The organism is Nocardia tenerifensis NBRC 101015 (genome assembly GCF_000308715.1).
GTDB lineage: Bacteria > Actinomycetota > Actinomycetes > Mycobacteriales > Mycobacteriaceae > Nocardia > Nocardia tenerifensis.
This window is the reverse complement of the sequence record NZ_BAGH01000302.1, coordinates 17611-29193: the sequence shown is the minus strand read 5'-3', so window position 1 is coordinate 29193 and position 11583 is coordinate 17611. Positions and strand designations below refer to the sequence as shown.

Below are 11583 nucleotides of genomic sequence, written 5' to 3'. Positions count from 1 at the left end.
CGGCCGAGCGACGATTTCGATATGGCTCCCATCACATTCACCTCGGTGATGTGACTTGGGAAACACATTGCGGCGGTTGGCAATTCAGGGCCTCGACGCGCAATCGCTCGAATGGGAAGTGAACTCGATGTATGCAATGACGCGCAATGCGAAGCGGGCCGTCGGTGCCGCCGCGGTGATCGCCGGCCTGACCATGGCGTCAGTCCTCGGGCCCGGTGTGGCGAGCGGTGATTCGCGTATCGACCCGACGGAGCAGTCGCTCGCCGACGCCGTCAGTGCCGGATTGACGCCGGCCGCCGACGGCAGACAACCACGGGCCGTGGTGGATTCCGGCAGCGCCGCCGGCCTCGGCCACGCCTCGGACGCGCTCGGCGAGGGCCCGGAGGTGTCGGCGTACCTGGCCGCCTTCGCCTACGGCCTGACCCATCCCGACGCGGCCCCGCCCGGCGCGAATCGGTGGAACTGCGCCCCGACCGCCGAGCATCCCCGCCCGGTGGTGCTGCTGCACGGCACCTGGTTGAACGCTTACGACAGCTTCGCCTATCTCTCCCCGCGCCTGGCCCGCGCCGGATTCTGCGTGTTCGCCTTCAATTTCGGCCGCTCGGGCCTGCTGGAGGGCGGCGGACTCGGTCCGATCATGCCCGGCCGCTACGGCGTCGGCCGCATCGAGGACTCCGCGCGGCAGCTGAGCGACTTCGTCGACCGGGTGCGCGCGGCGACCGGCGCCGACGCGGTGGACATCGTCGCGCACTCGCAGGGCGGCACGGTGGCGAACCAGTATCTGAAGTTCGACGGTGGCGCGGGCAAGGTGCGCAAGCTGGTCTCCTACGGCGCGACCCACCACGGCACCTCGCTGCTCGGCATCGCGACGCTCGGCCGCCTGATCAACAACCTCGGCGTCGACATCCTGGGCTTCTACCAGCCGCTCGTGGGCGCGGCCAATATCCAGCAGGCCGTCGGCTCGGCGTTCTACGCGACGCTGAACGCGCAGGGCGACACCGTTCCCGGCGTCGACTACACCTCCGTCGGCTCCCGCCTCGACGAGATCATGAACCCGTACGACTGGTCGTTCCTGCGCCCCGGCCCCGGCGCGACGGTCGACAACATCACCCTGCAGGAGGGCTGTGAACAGGACCTCTCCGACCATCTGACGATCATGTACTCCCCGCGCGCGGCCTCCATCGCCCTGCACGCCCTCGACCCTGTCGCGTACCCGAACCTGGAGTGCGCGTTCAACCCCTGGCTGATCGGTGGCGGCGGTGGTCTCTGAGTATCCGCCGCTGCCCGAGGCCGATCCGTTCTACGCGCCGCCGCCCGGGCTCGGCCAGGTGCCGCCCGGCACCGTGCTGCGTGCAAGAGAGGTCGAGATCGCGCTGTTCGGCGCTGTGCCGCAGCGGGTTTCGGCCTGGCAGCTGCTGTATCGGACCTGCGATCTCGACCAGGCGCCCGAGGCTGCGGTCACCACCGTGCTGCTGCCGTGGGGCGCCGATCCCACGAGGGAGCGCCCGCTCGTCTCGTTCCAGTGCGCCATCGACGCCGTCGCCTCGAAATGCCTTCCCTCCTATGCCCTTCGGCGCGGCGCACGGGCGGCGGGCTCGATTCCGCCGCTGGAGCTGCCGCTCATCGTCAGCGCGCTGGCCCGTGGCTGGGCGGTGTCGGTGCCCGATCACGGCGGGACCGCGGGCCGGTTCGGGGTGGCGCGCGAGCCGGGTTACCGTGCGCTGGACGCGATTCGGGCCGGCTTGGCGTTCGCGCCGCTCGGTCTGTCCTCGACCACGCGCGTCGCGCTGTGGGGCTACTCGGGCGGCGGCCTCGCCACCGCGTGGGCCGCGGAGTTGGCACCCGAATACGCACCGGAGCTCGACCTCGTCGGCGCGGTCGCCGCCTCGCCGGTCGGTGACCCGGCCGCCGCCTTCGTCCGCCTCAACGGCTCGCTGTTCGCCGGCTTCGCCGCGGTCTTCACCGCCGGACTGCGCCGCGCCTACCCCGACCTCGACCTGCTCCTGCGCACCCACCTGGACGCGCGCTACCTCGGCTGGCTCGCACAGGCCGAGACCACCGCCACGTTCCCGCTGCTGTACCGCTTCGCCCGCCGCGACATCGACCAGCACTGCCGCGGCGGGCTGGCCGCGCTGCTCGACGCGCCGGAGCTGCAGCGCGTCCTCGGCGACATCGAGCCGGGCCGCCGGGTTCCGGCCATGCCGATGCTCGTCGTGCAGGGCGTGTACGACGAGGTCATCGCGGTCGCGGACGTCGACGCCCACGTCGCCCGCTACGCCGAGGGCGGTGCGCACGTGCGCTACCTGCGCGACCGGCTCAGCACCCATCTGCTCCTGCAATACTTCGCCCTGCCGGTGATGATCGACTGGATCGACGACCGTCTCGCCCGTCGGGACCCGGGACCGGTCGGCACCGAAACCCTTTGGTCCCTTGCCTTCTCGCGTCGCGCGCTGGCCGGTCACCTGGACTTCGCCCGTGTGCTCGTCCGGATGCTCTTCGCCCGTCCGATCCGGGCGACGCGCCGACCGGCGGAGACACCGTCGCCGGTCTTCGGGTCGAGAGCGGCTCACGTCGCCCGTTGAATTCTGTACCACCGCGACAATTCTGCGTGTGAAGGTCGATATGCGGTGTGGACATTCGATCGTCGAAGTTCGGCCCGGTTGGTTCGATACGGAAACCTCACTGACGCCCGGTATGTTTTGGCCCCCTAATTGTGTTGTCTCAGAGCGAAATCCGGTTGTTGCCGGGAATGGTTATTGCTATGGTGGCGCCAAGCCCAGGGAGGGGATGCTTGGTGTTTGTGGGGCGCACCGATCTACTAGAATTGATCGACCATTTGGTCGAGATACCGGCGACCGACGCGGGGGAGGCGCCGAAACCGGTTCTCGTGGTGGAAGGCTGCGGAGGTTCTGGTCGCACCGCCGTGCTGAACAAGGTGCTGGCCAAGTGGCAGGGGCATACGCCGTCGGTGCTGGTCCGTCCGCTGGAACGCCCGTTCGACGTGGACAATCCGGTCCGGACGGTGCTGGCCGCGGTCATGCTCGGGCTCAGCGTCGAGATCCCCGGCTACGCCGTCGCGTTCCCCCGGTTGCTGATCGCGCAGATCGTCATCGCCGAGGATTTCAGCGCCTTGACCCCGCCCGAGCAGCTGATCCGGCTGAACGAGTTGCTCGACCAGTACCAGGACCGCGCCGCGCTGGTCGGCTTCGTGCGCGACCTGGTCAATGTGGTCGGTGCGCTGGCGGCCAATATCAATGTGCCCGGTGTCGGCTCGATTCCGGCCGGCGTGGTCGACCGACTCGCCGGCGCGCTGGTCGGCCGCTTGATGCGCTGGACGCCGCTGAACAGATTCACCTGGCGCGCGCAGGCCGCGTGGTTCGGCCACCAGGACCTGCCCATGCGCCACAATCCCGAGCGCATGCTGATCGCGCTCAGCGACAACGCGCGCAGCACCAACCCCGCCACCCGTCGCGACGTGGACGACGTGCTGATCGGCGCGCTGCTCGCCGACCTGCGGCACAGCGTCACCAAGGTCAAGCGGCGGACGTCGAATGTCCTGGTGCTCATCGACGATGGCGACGCGCCGGCCGCCGCGTCCTTCACCAGCTCCCTGCTGCGCGTCCGGGAGGCGATCGTGGCCACCGGGGCCCGGCTGAACGACCCGCTCACGCTGGTGACCGCCAGCTCAGGGGTGCTGGTGGACGAGCTGGCCGGTCAGGTCTCCCCGCCGCAGGTGTGGTCGAGCCCGCTCGATCCGGCGCGGATGGGGGCGTCGGCCACGCTGTGGGCGCGGACGCGGCTGCCCGACCTGGGCGAGAGCGATGTCCGGCTGATGGCCAAGGACGTCGACGCCTATCGGTCGGAGCACATCGGTGCGACGATCTATCGGCTGACCGGGGGACACCCCGCGGCCACGGACTACCTGCTCCGCAGGATCAAGCAGGAGCCGGAGCTGCTCGACGATCTGGACGAGCTGCTGCGCAGCCCCGGCCCGGAGACGGGCACCACCGTGGAGCAGTATCTGCTGCGCATCTTCGGGCGCGGCCTCAGCGTGAACAAGCTCGTCCGTCGCGAGCTGGCGACCGCGCTCGTCACGGTGTCGGCGGCCCGAAGCAAAAGCGAGGCAATGAGTTTGGTGTCCCTGCTGCCTGCGGGCGTCGAACACGACTCGCCGCTGTTCAAGTCGCGGACGCTCTGGAGCACCGATACGCCCGGCGCGGCGGAGAAGCTGCCCGCGCTGACCCGTCTGCTCGGCCTGCGCGCACTGCTCGCCCGGATCGACGGGCAGGACTGGGCGCAGGTGCTCGGCCGGCTGCGCGACGGCGTCGCCCCCGACGACCTCGCGAGCAGACTGCATCACGCCCGGCTGCTCGACGGACGCGACGCGGTCGTCGGCGAACTCGCGCGATGCCTACCGGAAATGCCGCCGCCGCAATGGCTTCGGCTGTTCGACGAGGTGGTCGAGACGCCCGACCCCGGTCGGCGAGACAGCGATCTCATCGAGGGACCCGATCGCGCCCGATCGCTGAACGAGCACATCGCGGTCTTGGTCGCCCTGGTCCCCGCCTTCGAATCGGATATCCGGATCACCGCGCCGGAGCAGAAGTCGACGCTGTGCTCGCGGATCGCGCACAGCTACGAGAAGGTCTCCGACCACGCCTCGGACAGCGCGCCGTTCCTGTTGCGCGCCAACAAGTATCGCCGACTGGCCAACCAATTCCAGTGAACGTTCGCACGGAAGGAGATCGAGCGTGAGGTCGCGGTTCTGGTTGTGGATCATCCCGAAGCCCAACCGGTCCTTCCCCCGTCCATGGACCGACTGGGTGCGGCTGGGGTTGGTGGTCACAGTGCTGGTGCTGATCGGCGGCGGACTCGCCTTCCGCGAGCCGCTGCACCGCGCGTTCACCTGCAACGAGAGCTGGGTGCCCGACACGGATGCGTGGCAGGCGGGTGACCGTTGCATCGGATTGTCCGATGCTCCTTACGATTTCGGCGTCGAAGCATTCGCTCCGGTGATGCGGGTGATCGACGCGCAGAACCGATCGGCCGAGGATCAGTGCCAGGGCACTCCCGCGACCGTCGGCGTGCTGCTGACCATGACCGACCAACTCGCGGGCAGCCGGGCCGTGCACGAACTGGAGGGCATGGCGGCCGGACAGCGCCGGGCCAACGGCACCGGCTGCCTGCACCCGCTGCGGCTGCTCGTCGGGCAGATCGGCGACTACAACGGCGACGGCGATCCGGTCGAGGTCGCGCGGGAGATGGCCGGACGCGGCGACGTAGTAGCCGTCGCGGGCATCGGCCTGAGCGATCAGCGCACCGCGGAAGTCGCGGATGTGCTTGCGGCAGCGAAGATTCCGATGGTCGCGGATGTGGTCACCGCGGAGGGGTTCGATCAGGACGGCTCGCACGGCGACAATCCCGACTTCGAAGGCTGCGACAAGGACATCGACTACCGTCGGGGCATCGCCAAGGACTACTACTATCGTGTCGCGTTCCGGGTGGCGGTGCAGGTCAAGGCGATCGGCGCGGTGGTCACCACGCGGCCGGACTTCATCATGGTGCCGATCGGCACGTCGGACCCCTACACCTGCACCTCGCTGCCGTTCCTGCAGCGCCAGTACGGCGAGAACGTGCTCGAGGTCAAGTTCGACACGACGGAGCCGAGCACCGTGCCGCAGACGGCGAAGCGGGTGTGCGCCGCCGCGAAGGACGTGACGATCGCCTACATCGCGCGCGGGCGCGATCTCGGCAGGCTGCTCTACGCCCTCGACGAGAGCTACGCGATCGGTCAGTGCGCGGCGACCTCGGTCACGGTGGTCAGCACGTCGGACGGGAACCGGCTGCGCACCGTCGAATCGGAGCCGTCCCTGGAGGATCTGCGGACCAAGGCGCTCGGCTCGCGCAGCTTCGCGGACGGCCGGGTGCGGCTGCTGTTCACCCTGGTGGCCGGTGCGGACGGCAAGCAGGCGAACAACCCGGGCTGGACCGATTTCGAACAGGCCTACACGGCAGCGGGTTTCGACCTTCGGCACGTCGGCGACGGCTGGGCGGTCAACGCCTACGACGCCTTGACCACCATCGACACGGCCCTGCGCGCCCTGCCGGCCACCACGTCGGTGCAGCGCAGTCAGGTGAACGCCACCATCAGCGGCTTCTCCGCGCCGGACGCGGCGGTGCCGGGGGCGGGCGGGCCGGTCATCTTCGACAACAGCGGCAACCGCACCGGTGCGGGCCCGCAGGTCGTGCGGCTGTGCCCGATCCCGAACGCGGTGGACCGGCCGCTGTTCGCGCCCACCGTCGAGGCCAGGCCGGGCGAGTCCGTCCCCGCGTGCCCGCGCTGAAGTTTCGTGTGTCCGATCACAAACGTCCCTCTTTTGCTCTAGCGTGAGCACGGTTGGTGCCGAGAGGGGCTGTGGATGCGTAGCGGGATGTTGAGTCTGGCGCGGTTGCGCGAGCTGGTCGCGGTCGGGGAGATCGACACGGTGCTGGTGGCGATGACCGACATGCAGGGGCGTTTGCAGGGAAAGCGTTGCGCGGCACAGTATTTCCTGGACGAGGTGGTGCGGCACGCGACCGAGGCGTGCAACTATCTGCTCGCCGTCGACGTGGACATGTCGACGGTCGACGGCTACGCGATGTCCTCGTGGGACACCGGCTACGGCGACTTCGTGCTCCGGCCGGACCTGGACACGTTGCGGCAGGTGCCGTGGTGGCCGGGCACGGCGCTGGTGCTGTGCGACGTCGAGCAGGTCGAGCCGGCGGGCGAGCCGGTGGCGGTGTCGCCGCGGCAGGTGCTGCGCGCGCAACTGGACCGGCTGGCCGAGCGCGGGCTGCGCGCGTTCGTCGGCACCGAGCTCGAATTCCTGGTCTTCGACGACAGTTACGAGGCGGCGTGGTCGGCGGGCTACCGCGACCTGCGCCCGGCCAACCAGTACAACGTCGATTACTCGCTGCTCGGCACCGGGCGCATCGAGCCGCTGCTGCGCCGCATCCGCACCGAAATGGACGGCGCGGGAATGTATGTCGAGTCGGCCAAGGGGGAGTGCAACCCCGGCCAGCACGAGATCACCTTCCGCTTCGACGAGGCGCTGACCACCTGTGACAATCACAGCATCTACAAGACCGGCGCGAAGGAGATCGCCGCGCAGGAGGGGCGCAGTCTGTCCTTCATGGCGAAATACAATGAGCGAGAAGGAAACTCGTGCCACATTCACCTCAGTCTGCGCGGTGAATCCGGCGAGGCCGTGCTCGCTGGCGACGAGCCGAACGGGTTCTCGCCGATGATGGAGAATTTCGTCGCGGGGCAGTTGGCCTGCCTGCGTGAGTTCACGTATCTGCTCGCGCCGAACATCAACTCCTACAAGCGATTCGTGCCGGGCAGCTTCGCGCCGACGGCCGTCGCCTGGGGGCGCGACAACCGGACCTGCGCGTTGCGCGTGGTCGGGCATGGGCAGTCGCTGCGGCTGGAGAACCGGGTGCCCGGCGGCGACGTGAACCCGTACCTGGCCGTGGCCGCCGCCATCGCGGCCGGGCTGCACGGCATCGAGCAGGGGCTGCCGCTCGAACCGGAGTTCACCGGCAATGCCTATCACTCGGAGCGGCCGAGGGTGCCGCGCACGCTGCGCGAGGCCGCGCGACTGTTCGGCGACAGCGAGGCGGCGCGGTCCGCCTTCGGTGATGATGTAGTGGAGCACTACCGCAACGCGGCGAGGGTCGAGCTGGACGCCTTCGACGCCGCCGTCACCGACTGGGAGCGAATTCGTGGATTCGAACGACTCTGAGGCCTCGCCCGCTGGAGTTGTGCCCGCCGCAGGCGCGGATCAGGGGCCGCGGCCCGTGATCGGACTGCCGACCTACCTGGAGCCCGTCCGTTTCGGCTCGTGGAACGTCGACAGCGCCGTGCTGCACGCCAGCTATGTCCAGATGGTCGTGGAGGCGGGCGGCATTCCGGTGCTGCTGCCGCCGCTCGGGGTCGCCCGGCCCGAACTCGTGGCGCGCCTCGACGGGCTGGTGCTGACCGGCGGCGCGGACGTGTCGCCGGCCCGCTACGGCGCCGCCGAGCACGCGCTCACCTACACCCGCCCCGACCGGGACGAGTCCGAGTTCGAGCTGTTCGCGCTGGCCAGGGCGGCGCGGCTGCCGATCCTCGCGGTCTGCCGGGGTTTGCAGGTGGTGAATGTCGCGCTGGGCGGCACGCTCAGCCAGCACCTGCCCGACGTCGTCGGGCACGCCGAACACTCGGGTACCGGCGGCGGATTCACGGTCACCGAGGCGGTGACGGTGACCGGCAGCCGGGTCGCCGCGATCGCCGGGCCGCAGGTGAAGGCCAACTGCCACCACCATCAGGCGATCGACGTGCTGGCCGAGGAGCTGGTGGCCACCGCGCACGCGGCCGACGGCACCATCGAGGCGGCCGAGACGACCGACGGTCCGTTCCTGGTCGGCGTGCAATGGCATCCGGAGGTGGACGCGGTCGACCGCCGGTTGATCAAGGCGCTGGTCGCGGCGGCCGAAGACTATCGAAGGGAGCGGATGTCGTGACGACAGCGCAGGTGATCAATCCGGCGACCGAGCAGGTCGTGGCGCGGGTCGAGCTCGTCGGCGAAGCGGAGACCGACGCCGCGATCGAACGGGCGCGGCGGGCCGGGGTCGCGTGGCGCGAGGTCGCACCGGGGGATCGGGCGCGGCTGCTGCGCCGGTTCGCCGAGGCGGTCGAGGCCGATCTGGAGGCGCTCGCGCAGCTCGAGGTCGCCAACTCCGGTCACACCATCGGCAACGCGCGCTGGGAGGCGGGCAATGTCCGCGACGTGCTGCACTACTCGGCGGGCATGCCGGAACGCTTGCTGGGCAACCAGATCCCGGTCGCGGGCGGCGTCGACGTCACCTTCCACGAACCGCTCGGCGTGGTCGGGGTGATCGTGCCGTGGAACTTCCCGATGCCGATCGCGGCGTGGGGATTCGGGCCCGCGCTGGCCGCGGGCAACACGGTCGTGCTCAAGCCCGCCGAGCTGACGCCGCTGACCGCGATCCGCCTGGGGGAGCTCGCGCTCGAGGCGGGCTTGCCCGAGCATGTGTTCCAGGTGCTGCCCGGTAAGGGCTCCGTGGTCGGCCAGCGATTCGTGACCCATCCCGCGGTGCGCAAGGTGGTGTTCACCGGCTCCACCGAGGTGGGCACGCAGATCATGGCCGGCTGCGCGCGGCAGGTGAAGCGGGTGACCCTCGAACTCGGCGGCAAGAGCGCCAATATCGTCTTCGCCGACGCCGATCTGGCGCGGGCGGCGGCCACCGCGCCGTACGGCGTCTTCGACAACGCCGGACAGGATTGCTGCGCGCGGTCGCGAATCCTGGTGCAGCGCAGTGTGTTCGACAAATTCCTGGAGCTGCTGGAGCCCGCGGTGCGTGGGGTGAAGGTCGGCGATCCGGCGCACGAGGACACCGAGATGGGTCCGTTGATCTCGGCCGCGCACCGTGAGCGGGTCGCCGCGTTCATCGAGCCGTCGACCAAGGTCGCGTTCACCGGCGAGCGCCCGGACGGTCCCGGATTCTGGTATCCGCCAACGGTTGTGCTGCCCGACGCGCCCACCGACCGGGTGCTCACCGAGGAGGTGTTCGGCCCGGTGGTCGCGGTGCTCCCGTTCGAGGACGAGGCCGACGCCGTCCGGATCGCCAACGACACCGAGTACGGGTTGTCCGGCTCCATCTGGACCAGCGACGTCGGCCGGGCGCTGCGGGTCTCCCGCGCCGTCGAGGCCGGGAACCTCTCGGTGAATTCGCACTCCTCCGTGCGGTATTGGACGCCGTTCGGCGGATTCAAGCAGTCCGGGCTCGGCCGCGAGCTCGGCCCCGACGCCGCGCGCGCGTTCACCGAGACCAAGAACGTCTTCATCGCCACCCAGTGAACCCATACCCGACAGGAGATGCCTTGCAGCGCTTACAGGATCGAGTCGCCGTCGTCACCGGCGGCGGGAGCGGCATCGGCCTCGCCACGGTCCGCCGCTTCGCCGCGGAGGGGGCGAAGGTCGTCGTCGGCGATATCGACGCCACCACAGGTGAGGCGGCGGCCGCCGAGGTCGGCGGCCGGTACGTCAAGGTCGACGTGACCGACGAGGCGCAGGTCGAGGCTCTGTTCCAGACCGCCGTCGAGGCCTACGGCGGCCTCGACATCGCCTTCAACAACGCGGGAATCTCTCCGCCGGAAGACGATTCGATCCTCACCACCGGTCTGGACGCGTGGCGGCGCGTGCAGGAGGTGAACCTGACCTCGGTCTACCTGTGCAGCAAATACGCCATCGAGCACATGCTCGAGCGCGGTAAGGGATCGATCATCAACACCGCCTCGTTCGTCGCCGTGATGGGCGCGGCCACCTCGCAGATCTCCTACACCGCGTCGAAGGGCGGGGTGCTCTCCATGAGTCGCGAGCTCGGAGTGCAGTTCGCCCGCAACGGGATTCGCGTCAACGCGCTCTGCCCCGGCCCGGTGAACACGCCGTTGCTGCAGGAGCTGTTCGCCAAGGACCCCGAGCGCGCCGCCCGTCGCCTCGTGCACATCCCGACGGGCCGTTTCGCCGAGCCCGAGGAGATCGCCGCCGCCGTGGCGTTTCTCGCCAGCGACGACGCGTCGTTCATCACGGCATCCCAGTTCCTGGTGGACGGCGGCATCTCCGGTGCGTACGTGACGCCACTGTAATTGTCTGCGGCTCAACACTGTTCGATACAGACGTCGTCGCCGAACGTGCAGCTCGGCGACGACGCTGTCCGGCTCGAGGTACCGCCTCAGCCGCCGAAGCCGAACAGCTTGCCCAGATTCGGCATGCTCGGCGCGTCGGCGGTTCCGCCCGGAGCGCCTTGCGCGCCCGGCATACCCGGCAGCTTCAGGCCGCCCGGCAGCGGAGGTAGCTGAAGGCCGCCCAGCGCCGCGCCGCCCTGCTGGTCGGCCTGCGCACCACCTTGCGCGCTCGCGCCAGGGGTTTGTCCGCCCTGCGCGGTGCCGCCTTGCGGGTTGGTCTGCCCACCGCCTTGTGCCGCGCCGCCTTGCGGATCGGCTTGCCCGCCTTGGTAGGTGGCGCCGGGTGCTTGCGCGCCGCCCTGCGGATCGGCCTGCGTGCCCGCGCCCGGCGCCGGAGGCGACTCCGGTCCCGGCTGGTTGACCGTGGGGAACCTACCGGTCTGCGGCGTTTCCGCGGTCGCGAGGCCGGTGAATATGAGCGACGCCGACAGGCCTGCGGCCGCGGCGGTTCCGAGCAGGATCTTCATGAGTGTCCCCTTTTCGAAGTGGTACATCCGTGGGCAGTAACGGTGGGTCGGTGCGAAGTTCTCTCCGCCGGCAGAGCCGAGCGCGATGCGTCGTCGCCGTATGGCGGCACGGCGACGAGGCCTATCAGTTGCGGACTGGCTCTGACGCTGTGTTCGTCCAGCAGTGAGGTGATGGTCATGGCCCTGTGCGTGCGCGTTGGCTTACGACGGACGTGTCCGTTCAGGCGCGGACTCCGACTGGCAGCAGCGAGCCCGATGCGTGTCGCCGCCGTGTGGCGGCACGGCGGCGACGCCGAACAACTACGGGTTCGTTCTGACTAGGTTCGC

Annotated in this window: 9 protein-coding genes; 8 read left to right on the top strand and 1 reads right to left on the bottom strand. The window is 69.7% G+C overall.

Annotated features, from left to right (window positions below; all coding sequences use genetic code 11):
- The first annotated feature begins 136 nt into the window (after positions 1-136).
- From ON39_RS24075 to ON39_RS24040, 8 genes are all read left to right on the top strand, one after another.
- The gene (locus ON39_RS24075) at positions 137-1270 is read left to right on the top strand and encodes an esterase/lipase family protein (RefSeq protein ID WP_040737742.1); all 1134 of its coding nucleotides are present in this window, start codon (positions 137-139) and stop codon (positions 1268-1270) included.
- Positions 1260-2582: a lipase family protein gene (locus tag ON39_RS24070; RefSeq protein ID WP_246002944.1), complete on the top strand. Its 1323-nt coding sequence runs from the start codon at positions 1260-1262 to the stop codon at positions 2580-2582. Before ON39_RS24075 ends, ON39_RS24070 begins: the two co-directional genes overlap by 11 nt.
- 209 nt (positions 2583-2791) lie before the next feature.
- Complete coding sequence (locus ON39_RS24065) at positions 2792-4726, top strand: hypothetical protein (RefSeq protein ID WP_146251163.1); 1935 nt, start codon at positions 2792-2794, stop codon at positions 4724-4726.
- Positions 4727-4751: 25 nt separating this feature from the next.
- Entirely contained in the window at positions 4752-6344 is a 1593-nt protein-coding gene (locus ON39_RS24060; RefSeq protein ID WP_040737740.1) for an ABC transporter substrate-binding protein, read from the top strand.
- Positions 6345-6419: 75 nt separating this feature from the next.
- Positions 6420-7784, top strand: coding sequence for a glutamine synthetase family protein (locus tag ON39_RS24055; RefSeq protein WP_083894654.1), 1365 nt, complete (start codon positions 6420-6422; stop codon positions 7782-7784).
- Positions 7765-8544, top strand: a complete 780-nt coding sequence (locus ON39_RS24050; protein WP_083894653.1) for a gamma-glutamyl-gamma-aminobutyrate hydrolase family protein — start codon at positions 7765-7767, stop codon at positions 8542-8544. The genes ON39_RS24055 and ON39_RS24050 overlap by 20 nt, the downstream gene beginning before the upstream one ends.
- Complete coding sequence (locus tag ON39_RS24045; protein WP_040737737.1) at positions 8541-9902, top strand: aldehyde dehydrogenase family protein; 1362 nt, start codon at positions 8541-8543, stop codon at positions 9900-9902. The genes ON39_RS24050 and ON39_RS24045 overlap by 4 nt, the downstream gene beginning before the upstream one ends.
- Positions 9899-10690: a 3-oxoacyl-ACP reductase gene (locus ON39_RS24040; protein ID WP_373283725.1), complete on the top strand. Its 792-nt coding sequence runs from the start codon at positions 9899-9901 to the stop codon at positions 10688-10690. Before ON39_RS24045 ends, ON39_RS24040 begins: the two co-directional genes overlap by 4 nt.
- 86 nt (positions 10691-10776) lie before the next feature.
- Here ON39_RS24040 and ON39_RS24035 read toward each other — a convergent pair whose 3' ends face one another.
- Positions 10777-11256: a hypothetical protein gene (locus ON39_RS24035; RefSeq protein WP_040737735.1), complete on the bottom strand. Its 480-nt coding sequence runs from the start codon at positions 11254-11256 to the stop codon at positions 10777-10779.
- Positions 11257-11583 lie beyond the last annotated feature (327 nt).